Origin of the sequence: Azospirillum picis, from assembly GCF_017876115.1 — a bacterium.
In the GTDB taxonomy this organism is placed as follows: Bacteria; Pseudomonadota; Alphaproteobacteria; order Azospirillales; family Azospirillaceae; genus Azospirillum; species Azospirillum picis.
The window spans coordinates 67,966-83,862 of the sequence record NZ_JAGINO010000016.1; the positions used below are offsets into that span (position 1 = coordinate 67,966).

The 15,897-nt window shown below is 68.4% G+C and carries 12 protein-coding genes; 8 read left to right on the forward strand and 4 right to left on the reverse strand.

Annotation, left to right across the window (positions count from 1 at the left end):
* Positions 1-169 precede the first annotated feature (169 nt).
* The 3 genes from uvrC to J2850_RS20105 form a co-directional block, all read right to left on the reverse strand.
* Positions 170-2,065 (reverse strand): excinuclease ABC subunit UvrC, encoded by a 1,896-nt coding sequence (gene uvrC / locus J2850_RS20095; protein WP_209985299.1) that lies wholly within the window; start codon positions 2,063-2,065, stop codon positions 170-172.
* A gap of 120 nt (positions 2,066-2,185) precedes the next feature.
* A complete protein-coding gene (locus J2850_RS20100) occupies positions 2,186-3,244 on the reverse strand; it encodes a GMP reductase (RefSeq protein ID WP_307354495.1) in 1,059 nt (352 codons plus the stop codon).
* A 169-nt stretch (positions 3,245-3,413) separates the two neighbouring features.
* A complete protein-coding gene (locus J2850_RS20105) occupies positions 3,414-4,229 on the reverse strand; it encodes a DeoR family transcriptional regulator (RefSeq protein WP_281415001.1) in 816 nt (271 codons plus the stop codon).
* A gap of 430 nt (positions 4,230-4,659) precedes the next feature.
* Between J2850_RS20105 and glpD the strand changes: the two genes are divergently transcribed.
* The 8 genes from glpD (at position 4,660) to glpK (ending at position 14,113) form a co-directional block, all read left to right on the forward strand.
* Entirely contained in the window at positions 4,660-6,279 is a 1,620-nt protein-coding gene (glpD, locus tag J2850_RS20110) for a glycerol-3-phosphate dehydrogenase (protein WP_209985301.1), read from the forward strand.
* Complete coding sequence (locus J2850_RS20115) at positions 6,276-7,379, forward strand: ABC transporter ATP-binding protein (RefSeq protein WP_209985304.1); 1,104 nt, start codon at positions 6,276-6,278, stop codon at positions 7,377-7,379. The genes glpD and J2850_RS20115 overlap by 4 nt, the downstream gene beginning before the upstream one ends.
* An 11-nt stretch (positions 7,380-7,390) precedes the next feature.
* Positions 7,391-8,479: an ABC transporter ATP-binding protein gene (locus J2850_RS20120; RefSeq protein WP_209985307.1), complete on the forward strand. Its 1,089-nt coding sequence runs from the start codon at positions 7,391-7,393 to the stop codon at positions 8,477-8,479.
* Positions 8,480-8,491: 12 nt separating this feature from the next.
* Positions 8,492-9,367 (forward strand): carbohydrate ABC transporter permease, encoded by an 876-nt coding sequence (locus J2850_RS20125; protein ID WP_209985311.1) that lies wholly within the window; start codon positions 8,492-8,494, stop codon positions 9,365-9,367.
* Positions 9,364-10,233 carry a carbohydrate ABC transporter permease gene (locus tag J2850_RS20130; protein ID WP_209985314.1) on the forward strand — a complete coding sequence of 290 codons (870 nt, stop codon included), beginning with the start codon at positions 9,364-9,366 and terminating at the stop codon, positions 10,231-10,233. The genes J2850_RS20125 and J2850_RS20130 overlap by 4 nt, the downstream gene beginning before the upstream one ends.
* 13 nt (positions 10,234-10,246) lie before the next feature.
* Positions 10,247-10,525 (forward strand): DUF2160 domain-containing protein, encoded by a 279-nt coding sequence (locus J2850_RS20135; protein ID WP_246513269.1) that lies wholly within the window; start codon positions 10,247-10,249, stop codon positions 10,523-10,525.
* Between the two features lie 124 nt (positions 10,526-10,649).
* Positions 10,650-12,428, forward strand: coding sequence for an ABC transporter substrate-binding protein (locus tag J2850_RS20140; RefSeq protein ID WP_370878956.1), 1,779 nt, complete (start codon positions 10,650-10,652; stop codon positions 12,426-12,428).
* Between the two features lie 191 nt (positions 12,429-12,619).
* A complete protein-coding gene (gene glpK / locus J2850_RS20145) occupies positions 12,620-14,113 on the forward strand; it encodes a glycerol kinase GlpK (protein WP_209985319.1) in 1,494 nt (497 codons plus the stop codon).
* Positions 14,114-14,341: 228 nt separating this feature from the next.
* Here the strand turns inward: glpK and J2850_RS20150 are convergent, their stop codons facing one another.
* A complete protein-coding gene (locus tag J2850_RS20150) occupies positions 14,342-15,745 on the reverse strand; it encodes an aminotransferase-like domain-containing protein (protein WP_209985322.1) in 1,404 nt (467 codons plus the stop codon).
* Positions 15,746-15,897: the final 152 nt, after the last annotated feature.

The window sequence follows — 15,897 nt, forward strand, 5'->3', positions numbered from 1 at the left end:
TGTTTATTTTTCTTGAATCCCGGCGCAAGGCGCCGAGAAAATCCCTAATTGCGGGTTGTAACGTCAGTGTAATACAAGCGTTTTCCGGCTGTTGTTCTTCGAACGCTTCAGCCGTCGGGGCGCTCTGCCGGGGTTGTCCACCCTGGATGTGTCGCTCACGGGATCGGGATCACCCGTGGAAATACTCGTACAGCTTCTGGGCGATGGCGGCGCTGATGCCCGGCGTGGCCTCAAGATCCTTCAGGCCGGCCGACGCCACCGCGGCGGCACTGCCGAAATGATGGAGCAGGGCCTTCTTCCGGGTCGGGCCGATGCCGGGAATGCCGTCGATACGGGTGTGGGACATCGCCTTCATCCGCCGGGCACGGTGGCCGTCGATGGCGGTGCGGTGCGCCTCGTCGCGCAGCCGCTGCAGGAAATGCAGGACCGGATCGTTGGGCGGCAGGCTGAGTGGCGGCTGACCGGGCCGGAACAGGCGCTCGCGCCCGGCATTGCGGTCGGGACCCTTGGCGATGGCGACGAGCGGGATGTCGGTGATCCTCAGCATCGCCAGTTCGTCGCGCACCGCGTTGAGCTGTCCCAGCCCGCCGTCGATGAGGATGAGGTCCGGCCACAATCCGGCGCTGCGGTCCGGGTCGTCGGTGCGGGCGCGGGCGAAGCGGCGGGTGAAGGTCTCGCGCAGCATGGCGTAATCGTTACCCGCGGCCTCCGGATCGCGGATGTGGAAGCGGCGGTAGGCGTTGCGCTGGAATCCCTCGGGTCCGGCGACCACCATGGCACCGACCGGGAAGGCGCCCTGGATGTGGGAGGTGTCGTAGATCTCGATGCGCTTCGGCGAAGCCGGCAGGGCGAAGAGGCGCGCCACTCCCGCCAGCAGCGTTTCCTGGGTCGAGCGCTCGGCCAGCCGCCGGCCGAGCGCGTCGCGGGCGTTGGTCAGCGCATGCTCCACCGCGCGCTGCTTGGGGCCGCGTTTCGGGCATTCCACCGTCACCCGCCGGCCCGCGGTCAGGCTCAGGGCTTCGGCAAGCAGGTCCGGCGCCGTCGCCGGCTCGCTCAGCAGCAGCAGGGCGGGCGGCGGCATGTCGGCGTAGAGCTGGGCGGCGAAGGCGGCGAGGATGGCGCCGGGCTCCTCGTCCGCGTCCACCCGTGGGAAGAAGGCGCGGGTGCCCTGGTTGCGGCCGCCGCGGAAGAAGAAGGCCTGGACGCAGGCCGCCGCCCCCTCGCGGTGCAGGGCCAGCACGTCGGCGTCGCCGAGCGTGCCTTCCAGGTTGATGTCCTGGCGGCTCTGCAGTGCGGTCAGGGCGCGGATGCGGTCGCGCCAGCGGGCGGCGTCCTCATATTCCAGCCGGTCGGAGCTGTCGGTCATGCGGCGGGCGAAGGCGGCCTGGACCTCGGCGCTGCGGCCGGACAGCACGTCGCGCACGCCCTGCACCTGCTCGGCATACTCCTCCTCGCCCACCCGCCCGACGCAGGGGGCGGAGCAGCGCTTGATCTGGTACTGCAGGCAGGGCCGGGTGCGCGAGGCGAACACGCCGTCGTCGCAGGTCCGAAGCTGGAAGGCCCGCTGCAGCGTCGAGATGGTGATGGCGACCAGATGCGGCGAGGCATAGGGGCCGAACAGGTCGGAGTCCCGACGGTTGCCCTTCCCGCCACCGCCACGGCGGTCGGCGCTGCCGCGGTGCTGCATCAGGCGGGGAAAGTCATGACCTTTGCCGCCCTGGCCTTTGCCGCCCTGGCCTTTGCCGATGACGATGTAGGAGAAGGAACGCTCGTCCTTGACCAGGATGTTGAAGGGCGGCAGCAGGCTGCGGATCAGGTTGGCTTCCAGCAGCAGCGCCTCGGCCTCGGTGTGGGTGGTGACGAATTCCATGGCGCGGGTCAGCGCCACCATGCGGCGCGTGCGGTTGGGCAGCCCGTCGGTCCGGGTGTAGCTGGCCACCCGGCGCTTCAGGTTCTTCGCCTTGCCGACATAAAGGACCGACCCGTCGGCCGCCAGCATCCGGTAGACGCCGGGCGTGTCCGGCAGGGTCGGCAACTGGGCGCGGATCACCTCTGCCCCGTCCATTCCTGTCCTCGATCCCCTGATCCCGATTCGCAGCCACACAAGCAATAGAACGGAACGGGATCAAAGGACAAGAATCGGACACGGGAATCGGATACGGGGCTCCGGGGTGGCGCTGGCGGATCAGCCGCCGAAGACGGTGTTGAGCTGGGCGCCGACCCGCACGAAGGTCGTGCGCTTCGGCACCTCCTTCAGCCGGGTGGCGCCGATGTAGGTCATCATGCTGCGGACGCCGCCCATCATTTCCTGCATCGTGCCCTCGACCGGGCCGCGGTAGGGAACCTCCACCGTCTTGCCCTCCGAGGCGCGATAGGACGCCACGCCGCCGGCATACCTCTTCATCGCCGTGTCCGACGACATGCCGTAGAAGGTCATGGCGACCGGCACCCGCTCACCGTCCCGCTCCTCGAAGCGGATGTCGCCCTCGCACTCGTCATGGCCGGCCAGCATGCCGCCGAGCATCACGAAGTCGGCGCCGGCACCGTAGGCCTTGGAGATGTCGCCCGGCACGGTGCAGCCGCCGTCGCCGCAGACCTGGCCCTTCAGCCCGTGGGCGGCGTCGGCGCATTCGATGATGGCGGAGAGCTGCGGGTAGCCGACCCCGGTCATCTTGCGGGTGGTGCACACCGATCCCGGCCCGATGCCCACCTTGACGATGTCGGCCCCGGCCAGCAGCAGCGCCTCGGTCATGTCGCCGGTAACGACATTGCCGGCCATGATGACGCTGTCGGGATTCTCGTCGCGCATGCGGGCGATGATCTCGACGAAGCGTTCGGTGTAGCCGTTGGCGACGTCGAGGCAGATCTTGCCGACCGGCGCCTGGGCCTTCACCGCCTTGAACTTCTCGTGGTCGGCATCGGTGGTGCCCATCGAATAGAAGACGTTGTCGAGCGTCACCGACTCGTCCTCCGCCCGGAAGAAGGCGATCAGGTCGTCGGCCCGGTAATGCTTGTGCAGCGCGCTCATGGCACCGAAGCGGGCGAGCGCGCGCGCCATCGACATGGTGCCGGTGACGTCCATGTTGGCGGCGATCAGCGGGAAGCCGGTCCAGTCGCGCTTGGTGTGCAGGAAGGTGAAGGTCCGGTTGACGTCCACGTCGTTGCGGCTCTGCAGCGTGCTGCGCTTCGGCCGGATCAGCACATCCTTGAAGTCGAGCTTGAGATCGCTTTCGATGATCACCACGCACCTGTCTGGTCTGTTTGGTAGGGCCGATGGTTACGCAAGGCCCAACATCACAGAGTGGAGGTGCGGCGGCGGTTCGGCAAGCGGGATCGCGGGGGCCGGCAGGGGCGTGCCTTTGAAGGTGTTTCCGGAATGCCGGGGGGTGTCTCCCGTCCTATTCGTCGCCGTCTTACTCGTCGACGTCCTCGGCGTCGCCGCTGGCGGGTTCGCTGCCGTCGGCGACATGGACCTGGCAGTCGGCGGTGCTCAGCACCTCCATCAGCTCCGCGGACGGCAGGCGGTCGGTGAACAGCGCGTCCAGCACGCTGACATGCGCCATGCGGATCATCGCGTTGCGGCCGAACTTGGTGTGGTCGGTGACCAGGAAGACGCGCCGCGAGCTCTCGATGATGGCGCGGGCGACGCGCACCTCCTGCTCGTCGTAATCGAGCAGGTCGCCCTCGGCGTCGATGCCGCTGATGCCGATGATGCCGATGTCGACCTTGTAGCGGCGGATGAACTCGACCGTCGCCTCGCCGATGATGCCGCCGTCACGTTCGCGCACCTGGCCGCCGGCGATCGACAGCGCGAAATTGGTGCTCTTGTGCAGGACGGTGGCGACGTTGAGGTTGTTGGTCAGCACCCGCAGCCGCTTGTGGCCGGTCAGCGCCTGGGCCACCGCCTCCGTCGTCGTGCCGATGTTCAGGAACAGCGAGGCGTCCTCGGGCACGTGCCGGGCGACCAGTTCGGCGATGCGGCGCTTTTCTTCCGCCATCAGGGTCTGGCGGGTGGAATAGGCGATGTTCTCGACGCTGGACGGGACGGTGACGCCGCCGCGGAACCGGCGCACCGCCGATTGGGCGGCCAGATGTTCGATATCGCGGCGGATGGTCTGCGGCGTGACGTCGAAATGCTCGGCCAGCCACTGGATCTGCACCATGCCTTTGGCATGGACCAGGGCAACGATCTCCTGCTGGCGGCGTTCGGCGTCCAGGCGCGCGTCCATATGGGGGCTGTCTCCGGCGGGCGGGGTTTGGGAAGGGCGGGGCGAGTGGATCAGAAGTGCGGAATGGAGCAAAGCGAAAATGGACGCCAGCGGAACCGGTGCCGCGTCCGCGGGGTAAGCTAGCCGCAAGATTGTTTGGCGGACAAGCTTAATTGTTACGGAACATCGATGCCCCAAGGATGGGGCGGGTGGCGTTTGCGAAAATCCGGCCGGATCATGGCGCCGACACCCATCGGAAAGCCGGCCGGCCGACCGGCCGGCCTCGCCTATTTTCCTATGGGAAAGCTCTGCGTTCCGGCGTAGCCTTCATACATCATCAGCAGAACAAACATTTTCCTTTTCAATCGCAAACGAACACCGTATGTTCCGAACCGAAAGCGTCAGGTTTCGAAAGCGACCGGCGCGATGGGCAGAGGAACTCGAGGAAGTCATGGCAAACGCCACCAGCGCAGGGGCCGGCGCAGAGGCTGCCGATCACCCGATCGTCGATCTTCTGGTCGTCGGCGGCGGCGTGAACGGCGCGGGGATCGCCCGCGACGCCGTCGGGCGCGGCATGTCCGTGGTGCTGTGCGAGCAGGGTGATCTGGCCGGCGCCACCTCGTCGGCCAGCACCAAGCTGATCCATGGCGGCCTGCGCTACCTCGAATACTACGAGTTCCGGCTGGTGCGCGAGGCGCTGCAGGAGCGCGAGGTGCTGCTGCGCGCCGCGCCGCACATCATCTGGCCGCTGCGCTTCGTCCTGCCGCACGACAGCAGCATGCGTCCGGCCTGGATGGTGCGCATCGGCCTTTTCCTTTACGACCATCTGGGAAAGCGAAAGCTGCTGCCGGCGTCGCACGGTGTCGACCTGACCACCGCGCCGGCCGGCCGGCCGCTGGCTGGCGGCTTCACCAAGGCCTTCGAATATTCCGACTGCTGGGTCGAGGACAGCCGGCTGGTCGTGCTGAACGCCATGGATGCGCGCGAGCGCGGGGCGGAGATCCTGACGCGGACCCGCTGCGACAGGGCGGTCCGCCGCGGCGGGCTGTGGGAAGCGACCCTGGTCGACAGCGACAGCGACAGCGGCGCCGTCCGTGCCGTCCGTGCCCGCGCCCTGGTGAACGCGGCCGGCCCCTGGGTGCGCGACGTCATCACGCGGCGTACCGGCGTCAAGGTCGACAAGTCGGTGCGGCTGGTGAAGGGCAGCCACATCGTGGTGCCGAAGATCTACGAGGGCGACCACGCCTACATCTTCCAGAACGACGACCGCCGCATCGTCTTCGCCATTCCGTACGAGCGCGACTTCACGCTGATCGGCACGACCGATCTCGATTATTCCGGCGACCCCGCCGCAGTCGCCATCAGCCCGGAGGAGATCACCTACATCTGCCGGGCGGTCTCGCGCTATTTCAAGGCGCCGGTGCGCGAGAGCGACGTGGTGTGGACCTACAGCGGCGTCCGGCCGCTGTTCGACGACGCCAGCGGCAACGCCTCCGCCGTCACCCGCGACTATGTGCTGGAGATGGACGAGCCGGCCGGCGAAGCGCCGATGCTGTCGATCTTCGGCGGCAAGATCACCACCTTCCGCCGCTTGGCGGAGGAGGCGGTCGACAAGCTGGGCGGCGCGCTCGGCAAGAGCGGGGGGAACTGGACCGCCGATTTCCCGCTGCCCGGCGGCAACATCCCCGAGGCCGATTTCGCGCGCTTCCTCGACCAGTTCAAGCGCGGCCGGCCCTGGTTGCCCGATGCGACGGCGCTGCGGCTGGCGCGCGCCTACGGCACGCGGGTCGAGGGCCTGCTCGGCGGCGCGCAGGGGCTCGCCGACCTCGGCCGGGACTTCGGCGGCGGCGTGTACGAGGCCGAACTGGACTATGCCGCGCGGGAGGAATTCGCGCTGTCCGGCGACGACTTCCTGTGGCGGCGCTCCAAGCTCGGGCTGCATCTGGACGCGGCGGCCCGGCAGGCCATCGGCGGCTGGTTCGAGGACCGCCGCCGCGACCGGTCCCCCGACCGCCGCCAAGCCACAAGCGACGTGCAGGCCGGCCGCCGGTCGATGGGAGGGCTGCGGTGACACTCAGACTTGAAGGCGCGGCGAAGCGCGTCGGCGCGGAGCAGCATCTCCACCCCCTGTCGCTGGAGCTTCAGCCGGGCAGCTTCAACGTGCTGCTTGGCCGGACGCTGGCCGGCAAGACGACGCTGATGCGGCTGATGGCGGGCCTGGACGCCCCGAGCGCCGGGCGCGTGCTGGAGAACGGCAAGGACGTCACCGGCCAGTCCGTCCGCCACCGCGACGTGGCGATGGTCTACCAGCAGTTCATCAACTATCCGGCGATGACGGTGTACGAGAACATCGCCTCGCCGCTGCGCCGCCAGGGCAAGGACAAGGCCGAGATCGACGCCAAGGTGCGCCGCACCGCCGCCATGCTGCGGATCGAGCCCTATCTGGCGCGGCTGCCGGCCGAGCTGTCGGGTGGCCAGCAGCAGCGCTGCGCCATCGCGCGGGCGCTGGTGAAGGGCGCCGGCCTGCTGCTGCTGGACGAGCCGCTGGTCAACCTGGACTACAAGCTGCGCGAGGAGCTGCGCGCCGAGCTGCGCGACATCTTCGCCGATGGCAGGACCACCGTCGTCTACGCCACCACCGAGCCGCAGGAGGCGCTGATCCTCGGCGGCAACGTCACCGTGCTGCACGAGGGGCGGATGCTGCAGACCGGCCCGACGGGCGAGGTGTTCCATGCCCCGGCCTCGCTGGACTGCGCCGAGGTGTTCAGCGACCCGCCGATGAATGTGGTGGATGCCATCCTGACCAACGACCGGGTGGCGCTGACCGACGGCACCAGCCTGCCGCTGTCGGCCCACGACCGCAACCTGCCGGCCGGCCCCTGCCGCGTCGGCATCCGCGCCAACCACCTGACGGTGCTGCGCCGCAGCGAGCGGCTGGTGCCGATCCGCGGCCGGGTCGAGCTGTCGGAGATCAGCGGGTCGGAGACCTTCATCCACCTGCGCCATGGCGGCACCACCCTGATCGCACGCGAGGAGGGGGTGCACAGCCACCCGATCGGCAGCGACATCGAGGTCTACGCCGATCCCGACCGCATCTTCGTCTTCTCCGCCGCCGGCCGGCTGGTGGCGGCACCCAATTGGCGGCGCCGCGCGCTGCGCAACATCGCGTGAGGGCGGAAGCGATGGCGACCATCCAGTTCGACAATCTCGGCCACTCCTACCACCCGCATCCCGGCAAGCCCGAGGATTACGCGCTGCGCCGCCTGTCGCAGGAGTGGGAGGACGGCAAGGCCTATGCGCTGCTCGGGCCCTCGGGCTGCGGCAAGTCCACGCTGCTGAACATCATCTCCGGCCTGCTGGTGCCCAGCGAGGGGCGGGTGCTGTTCGACGGGCTGGACGTCACCCGCTGCACGCCGGAGGAGCGCAACATCGCCCAGGTGTTCCAGTTCCCGGTCATCTACGACACGATGACGGTGTACGAGAACCTGGCCTTCCCGCTGCGCAACCGCAAGGTTCCGGCCGCCGACGTCGACCGCCGGGTGCGGCAGGTGGCCGAGGCGCTCGACCTGACCGCGGACCTGAAGAAACGCGCCCAGCGCCTGACGCCCGACGCCAAGCAGAAGATCTCGATGGGCCGCGGGCTGGTGCGCTCGGACGTCGCGGCCATCCTGTTCGACGAGCCGCTGACCGTCATCGACCCGCACACCAAGTGGATCCTGCGCCGCAAGCTGCGCCAGATCCACGAGGACTACCGCCTGACCATGATCTACGTGACCCACGACCAGGTGGAGGCGCTGACCTTCGCCGACAAGGTCGCGGTGATGTACGAGGGCGCCATGGTCCAGCTCGGCACCCCGCAGGAGCTGTTCGAGAATCCGCTGCACACCTTCGTCGGCTACTTCATCGGCAGCCCCGGCATCAACCTGATGCCCTGCACGCTGGGCGGCGACCACGCGCTGGTCGACGGCATCGCCATCCCGCTGCCCGAGCGCACCGTGCCGGCGGTGGAGGGCAGGGCGGCGGGGCGCTTCGAGTTGGGCATCCGCCCGGAGTTCCTGGAGCTGACCCGCGCCGGCGGCGCCGGAGCGGTCCCGGTGCAGGTCACCGGCGTCGACGACCTCGGCACCTCCAGGCTGGCGACCGTCCGGCTCGGCAGCCACACGCTGAAGGCCCGGCTGAACGAGGAGCAGGAAGTCCCGGCGCTCGACGCCGCCGTCCGCTTCCCCGGCCGGTGGACCAAGCTCTACCGCGACAGCCATCTGGTCAACTGAGGACCCATCGCCATGGACAAGGTCCAGGACAACCGGGCTTGGTTCCTGATCATCCCGGTCTTTCTGATCGTCGCCTTCAGCGCCGTGGTGCCGCTGATGACGGTGGTCAACTATTCGGTGCAGGAGATCTTCGGCCCCGGCCAGACCTTCTTCGTCGGCACCGAATGGTTCGAGGCGGTGCTGGCGGACGACCGGCTGCACGATGCGCTGGTCCGCCAGATCATCTACTCGCTGGCGGTGCTGCTGATCGAGATTCCTCTCGGCATCCTGATCGCGCTCGGCATGCCCGGTGGCCGCAGCGCCAGGACGTCGTTGACGCTGGTGCTGCTGGCCCTGCCGCTGCTGATCCCCTTCAACGTGGTCGGCACCATCTGGCAGATCTTCGGGCGCGGCGACATCGGCCTGCTCGGCGCCACCTTCCGCGCCATCGGCATCGACTACAACTACACCAGCAATTCGGCCCACGCCTGGATCACCGTCCTGGTGATGGACGTCTGGCACTGGACCAGCCTGGTGGCGCTGCTGTGCTACGCCGGCCTGCAGTCGATCCCGCCGGCCTTCTACCAGGCGGCCAAGATCGACGGCGCCTCGAAATGGGCGGTGTTCCGCTACATCCAGCTTCCGAAGATGCGCGGCGTCCTGATCATCGCGGTGCTGCTGCGCTTCATGGACAGCTTCATGATCTACACCGAGCCCTTTGTGCTGACCGGCGGCGGCCCCGGCAACTCCACCACCTTCCTCAGCCAGTACCTGACGCAGATGGCGGTGGGTCAGTTCGACATCGGCAAGGCGGCAGCCTTCTCCATCGTCTACTTCCTGATCGTGCTGCTGTTCAGCTTCGTCTTCTACACGATCATCACCCGCACAGGCGAGGGAGAGAGGAAATGAGCAAGGCCGCGGTTCTCGCTCCCGGTTCGCTGGCGGCGCCGGCCAACATCCGCCGCTCCTCGGCGCGGGTGTCGGGCAGGACGGTCGTGCTGGTCTGCTACGTCGTCTTCCTCATGCTGCCCATCTACTGGATGGTCAACATGTCCTTCAAGACGAACGAGGAGATCCTGTCGGGGCTGACGCTGTACCCGCACAATCCGACGCTGCGCAACTACGCCGTCATCTTCACCGACCCGAGCTGGTACAGCGGCTACATCAACTCGATCTACTATGTGACGCTGAACACGATCATCTCGCTGTCGGTGGCGCTGCCGGCGGCCTACGCCTTCTCGCGCTACCGCTTCATCGGCGACAAGCACGTCTTCTTCTGGCTGCTGACCAACAAGATGGCGCCGCCCGCGGTGTTCCTGCTGCCCTTCTTCCAGCTCTACCAGACGGTCGGGCTGTTCGACACGCACATCGCCGTGGCGCTCGCCCACTGCCTGTTCAACGTGCCGCTGGCGGTGTGGATCCTGGAAGGCTTCATGTCGGGCGTGCCGCGCGAGATCGACGAGATGGCCTACATCGACGGCTACAGCTTCCCGCGCTTCTTCACCACGGTCTTCATGCCGATGATCCGCGCCGGGATCGGCGTCACCGCCTTCTTCTGCTTCATGTTCAGTTGGGTGGAGCTGCTGCTGGCCCGCACGCTGACCTCGGTCGACGCCAAGCCGATCGCCGCCACCATGACCCGCACCGTCAGCGCGTCGGGCATGGACTGGGGCCTGCTGGCCGCCGCCGGCGTGCTGACGATCCTGCCCGGCGCGCTCGTGATCTGGTTCGTCCGCAACTACATCGCCAAGGGCTTCGCCCTGGGCCGCGTCTGACAGGGGCCTTGCCATGGACATGGACTGGATGGCGTGGACCACGCCGACGGCGATCTTCTTCCTCTGCATCGCCCTGATGCTGGCCGCGATGACGGCGTGGGAGGTGGTGTCGCCGACGGTGGAGGCCAAGGGGTTCCTGCCGATGCGCACGACGCGCGGCGACCGCCTGTTCATCGGCCTGCTGGGCAGCGCCTTCATCCATCTGGGCTGGCTCGCCACAACGGACCTGTCGCTGTGGGGAGCCCTGGCGGTCTCGCTGGTCTGGACCGCGGTCGTGATCCGGTTCGGCTGAGGGGGAGGGGACAACGGAAGGGGACGCGGAAGGCGGACAAACGCCTGACATTCGGTCGCGCAGAAACGGCGAAGTCTCGACACCAACAGGATCCAGAATGGCAGGATCCAGAATGGGAGGAATCATGCTCAAGAACACGTCACTCAACAACCTGCCCCTGCGGCGCCGGCTGACCGGCGCGGTGATGGCCGGCGGCATCGGTGTGGTGATGGCCATGGCGTCGGCGGCGCCGTCGGCGGCGATGACGCCGGACCAGGAAGCCGTAGCCAAGCGCATCATCGAGGAACTGCAGCCCTCCACGCTCTCCAAGGACGAGCAGATGAAGGAGCTGGAATGGTTCGTCAAGGCGGCCGAGCCCTACAAGGGCATGGAGATCAACGTCGTCTCCGAGACGCTGACGACCCACGAATTCGAATCGAAGACGCTGGCCAAGCTGTTCAGCGACCTGACCGGGATCAAGCTCAAGCACGACCTGATCCAGGAAGGCGACGTCATCGAGAAGCTGCAGACCCAGATGCAGTCGGGCCGCAACGTCTATGACGCCTACGTCAACGACAGCGACCTGATCGGCACCCATTTCCGCTATGGCCAGGCCATAGCGCTGTCCGACTTCATGAGCGGCGAGGGCAAGGACGTCACCCTGCCGACGCTGGACGTCAAGGACTTCATCGGCACCAGTTTCACCACCGGCCCGGACGGCAAGCTCTACCAGCTTCCCGACCAGCAGTTCGCCAACCTCTACTGGTTCCGTGCCGACTGGTTCGCCCGTCCCGACCTGAAGGAGAAGTTCAAGGCCAAGTACGGCTACGACCTGGGCGTGCCGCAGAACTGGTCGGCCTACGAGGACATCGCCGAGTTCTTCACCAACGACGTGAAGGAAATCGACGGCGTGCGCGTCTACGGCCACATGGACTACGGCAAGAAGGACCCGTCGCTCGGCTGGCGCTTCACCGACGCCTGGCTGTCGATGGCCGGTGCCGGCGACAAGGGCCTGCCCAACGGCAAGCCGGTGGACGAGTGGGGCATCCGCGTCGAGGGCTGCCGACCGGCCGGCGCCTCGGTCAAGCGCGGCGGCGACACCAACGGCCCGGCGGCCGTCTACTCGCTAGTCAAGTACATCGACTGGCTGAAGAAATACGCGCCGCCGGAGGCGGCCGGCATGACCTTCTCCGAATCCGGCCCGGTCCCGGCGCAGGGCAACGTCGCCCAGCAGATCTTCTGGTACACCGCCTTCACTGCCGACATGACCAAGCCGGGCCTGCCGGTGGTCAACGCCGACGGCACGCCGAAGTGGCGCATGGCCCCGTCGCCGCACGGCCCCTACTGGGAGGAGGGCATGAAGCTCGGCTACCAGGACGTCGGTTCCTGGACGCTGCTGAAGTCCACCCCGGCGGAGCGCCGCAAGGCTGCCTGGCTCTACGCCCAATTCACCGTGTCGAAGACGGCGTCGCTGAAGAAGACGCTGGTCGGCCTGACCCCGATCCGCGAGAGCGACATCCAGTCGGAGCCGATGACCGCAGCGGCGCCGAAGCTCGGCGGCCTCGTCGAGTTCTACCGCAGCCCGGCCCGCGTCGCCTGGTCGCCGACCGGCACCAACGTGCCCGACTATCCGAAGCTGGCCCCGTTGTGGTGGCAGAACATCGCCGAGGCGGTCACCGGCGAGCGCACCCCGCAGCAGGCGATGGACAACCTGGCCGAGCAGATGGAGCAGGTGCTGGCCCGCATGGAGCGCGCCAACATCGGCGGCGAGTGCGCGCCCAAGCTGAACAAGGCCGAGGACGCCAAGGTCTGGTTCGACAAGCCCGGCGCGCCGAAGCCCAAGCTCGACAACGAGAAGCCCAAGGGCGAGACGGTCGCCTACGACGACCTGCTCAAGGCCTGGAAGGAAGGCCGCGCCCGCTGAACGCGGGCGCGGTAGGGGGCTCATCCTGCCGGCACCTGTCCTGGTTGCGCCGGGGGTGACCCTGGGGCGGCGGTTCGCCGCCGCCCCCTCTTTTTGCTCGGCGGCTGCCGATCGCGTCACCTGGTGCCGGGCATGGCTTGGGGGAAAGCGAGGCAGGCGCGAGACCGGAACATTCACGGGGAACACGCACCATGAGCAAGGCCGGCCATATCCTCGCCATCGACCAGGGCACCACCTCGTCCCGGGCGATCCTGTTCGATGGCCGGGGGACTCCGCTGGTGGAGGCGCGGCGCGAATTCCCGCAGCATTATCCCGGCGACGGCTGGGTGGAGCATGATCCCGCCGACATCCTGCGCGACGTCCGCACCGTGGCGCGCGAGGCGGTGGAGAAGTCCGGGATCGACGTCTCCGCCATCGCCGCGATCGGCATCACCAACCAGCGCGAAACCGCCGTGGTGTGGGACCGCGCCACCGGGGAGCCGATCCACCGCGCCATCGTCTGGCAGGACCGCCGCACCGCGGCCCTTTGCCGGGACCTGGTGGCGGCGGGCAATGCCGAGCTGGTGCGGTCCAAGACCGGACTGCTGATCGACGCCTATTTCTCCGCCACCAAGATCGCCTGGATCCTCGACAACGTGCCGGGTGCCCGCGCACGGGCTGAGCGGGGCGAGCTGTGCTTCGGCACCATCGACAGTTTCCTGATCTACCACCTGACCGGCCGCCGGGTGCACGCGACCGACGCCACCAACGCGTCGCGCACGATGCTGTTCGACATCCATGCCCAGGACTGGGACGACGAGCTGCTCGGCCTGTTCCGGGTGCCGCGCGCCATGCTGCCGCGGGTGCTGGACAGTTCCGACGATTTCGGCGCGACCGATCCCGAGCTGCTCGGGCGTCCCGTCCCGATCGCCGGCGTCGCCGGCGACCAGCAGGCCGCCGCCTTCGGGCAGGCCTGCCTGACGCCGGGCATGGCGAAGTCCACCTACGGCACCGGCTGCTTCGCGCTGATCAACACCGGCGACACGCCGGTGGTGTCCAAGAACCGGCTGCTGACCACCATCGCCTACCGTCTGGACGGACGGCCCGCCTATGCGCAGGAAGGCTCGATCTTCGTGGCGGGCGCCGCCATCAAGTGGCTGCGCGACGGGCTGGGTGTCATCACCCATGCCAGCCAGACCGACGACATGGCAACGCGCGTTCCGGACAGCCACGGCGTCTACTTCGTTCCGGCCTTCGTCGGGCTGGGCGCGCCGCATTGGGATTCGCATGCCCGCGCCGCGATCTTCGGCATGACGCTTGATGTCGGTCCGGCCCACATCGCCCGCGCGGCGCTGGAGGCGGTGGCCTACCAGACCCGCGACCTGATGGAGGCGATGGCCGGCGACTGGGGCGGGACCATCAACGCGCTGCGTGTCGACGGCGGCATGTCCGCCAACGACTGGCTGTGCCAGTTCCTCGCCGACCTCCTGGACATGCCGGTCGAGCGGCCGAAGGTGATCGAGACCACGGCGCTAGGTGCCGCCTGCCTGGCGGCGCTGCGCGTCGGCGTGTTCGACGGGCTGGATGCTGTATCGGAGGCCTGGCGAAGCGAGCGCCGCTTCGACCCCCACATGGACCGGGCCAAGCGCGACCGCCTCTATGGCGGATGGCGCGAGGCGGTGGCGCGGGTGCGGACGGAGCGCTGACCGTTCCCGACCGACGCAGGCTTCCTCCCTCGACTGCGTCCGTCCCCGCCTCCCGGGCGGGGAACACTGGGCCGGGCGGCGATGCCGCCCGGCCCCTTTCTTTCCGGTGCCGGCCTCATACCAACGGCTTTTGAACCTGACTTGTCAGGATCAATAGCTTCGGCGGCATGTGCCACCGCCGCGCCAGTCGGCGCGGATACCAGCGGTCATCATCAATGACCACTGGTATCAGACGATCGACAGCATCGCCGCTGCCGGGGCATCGAGGGCGTCGGCCAGGGCGCGGAGCCCGCGGGCGGCCTCGTCGCGGCCGCGCGGCATGCACAGGCCCAGGCGCACGGCATGCGGGGCGCTGGCGCGGCCGACGGCGAAGGCGTCGGCGCCGGTGACGATCACGCCGCGCCGCCGGGCCTCGGCGATGAAATCCTCCCGCCGCCAGGGTTCGGGCAGCACCAGCCAGAGATGCTGGGCGGCTGGATGGCCGCAGACCGCATCGGCCGGCAGGATCGACCGGGCCAGACGCTGGCGGGCCAGATCCTCCTCCCGCTGGGTGGCGACGATGCGGTCGGCGGTGCCGTCCTGGATCCAGCGTGCCGCCACCTCGGCCGGAAGCGCCGGGGCGGAATATTGCAGCGCCCGGATGGTGGCCTCGGCGCGGGAGCGCAGCTCCGGCGGGGCGACGATGAAGCCCAGCCGCAGGCCGGCGGCAAGGCTCTTGGACACGCTGGACACGTAGAGCGTGATGTCCGGCGCCATGCCGTGGATCGGTTCGGCGTCGGGTACCATGAAGCCGAACACGTCGTCCTCGATCAGCACCACGCCGTACCGGCGCGCGATCTCGATGATCTCGCGGCGCCTCGCGGTCGGCATCACGACGGCTGTCGGGTTCTGCAGCGTCGGCACCAGATAGGCCGCCTTCGGTCCCAGCCGGCGGCAGGCGCTGTCGAAGGCGGCGGGCACCAGCCCATGCTCGTCGATCGGCACGCCTTCCAAGTGGTACCCTTGGGTGGCGGCCAACGCCTTGGTGCCGATGTTGGTCAGCCGCTCCGCCAGGATGACGTCGCCCGGCCGCGCCACCGCTCCAAAGGCCACCGCCAGCGCATTCTGCGCCCCGTTGGTCAGCAGCACCGAGTCGGGCCCGGTCCTCACCCGGTGCTGGCGCTCCAGCCACGCGGCGATCGCGGCCCGATGCTCCGGCAGGCCGGCATGCGGGCCATAGCCGATCAGGGTGGCTGCGCGGCCCGATGCTGCGATGTCGATCAGCGTCTGGCCGAAGGTCTGAACCGCCACCGCATGCTCGGGATGGACCGTGGTCATGTTGACGACGGCGTCGGCGGTGTTCCCGCCGGCCGGCGGCCAGGTGATCGGCAGCGGCGCCGGCGGCGGACGCTGCCCCTGGACGAAAGTGCCGCGCCCGACCTCGCCGCCGATCAGCCCGCGCTTTTCCGCCTCGGCATAGGCACGGGTCACCGTGCCAACCGTCACGCCCAGGCGGAAGGCAAGGTCGCGGTGGGTCGGCAGGCGGCTGCCCACCGGCAGGGTGCCGTCGGCGATGTCGTCGGCGAGCGCATCGGCGATCACCCGGTAGAGCGGACCGGGTCGGCCTTCCAGGGACGGAGTCCAATTTGTCATGGGTACAAGTGTGACATTGTTCGCGACCACAGGCAAGTTCCGCGGAATTGTCACCCAATCCGACCGTGGTGTGGCTCGACAATCTGGGCTTGCACCTCGCAGAGTTCCGTCGGCAGCCATTAGGCGTGCTTGGCGGTTGTCAGGAGCCCGCC

Excerpts from the sequence above, each read along its gene's own strand:
- J2850_RS20105 (WP_281415001.1), bottom strand. The coding sequence starts at position 4,229 with ATGGACGCGCGCCTGGACGCCGAACGCCGCCAGCAGGAGATCGTTGCC.
- glpK (WP_209985319.1), top strand. The coding sequence starts at position 12,620 with ATGAGCAAGGCCGGCCATATCCTCGCCATCGACCAGGGCACCACCTCG.
- J2850_RS20135 (WP_246513269.1), top strand. The coding sequence starts at position 10,247 with ATGGACATGGACTGGATGGCGTGGACCACGCCGACGGCGATCTTCTTC.
- J2850_RS20120 (WP_209985307.1), top strand. The coding sequence starts at position 7,391 with ATGGCGACCATCCAGTTCGACAATCTCGGCCACTCCTACCACCCGCAT.
- uvrC (WP_209985299.1), bottom strand. The coding sequence starts at position 2,065 with ATGGACGGGGCAGAGGTGATCCGCGCCCAGTTGCCGACCCTGCCGGAC.
- glpD (WP_209985301.1), top strand. The coding sequence starts at position 4,660 with ATGGCAAACGCCACCAGCGCAGGGGCCGGCGCAGAGGCTGCCGATCAC.
- J2850_RS20125 (WP_209985311.1), top strand. The coding sequence starts at position 8,492 with ATGGACAAGGTCCAGGACAACCGGGCTTGGTTCCTGATCATCCCGGTC.
- J2850_RS20130 (WP_209985314.1), top strand. The coding sequence starts at position 9,364 with ATGAGCAAGGCCGCGGTTCTCGCTCCCGGTTCGCTGGCGGCGCCGGCC.
- J2850_RS20140 (WP_370878956.1), top strand. The coding sequence starts at position 10,650 with ATGCTCAAGAACACGTCACTCAACAACCTGCCCCTGCGGCGCCGGCTG.
- J2850_RS20150 (WP_209985322.1), bottom strand. The coding sequence starts at position 15,745 with ATGACAAATTGGACTCCGTCCCTGGAAGGCCGACCCGGTCCGCTCTAC.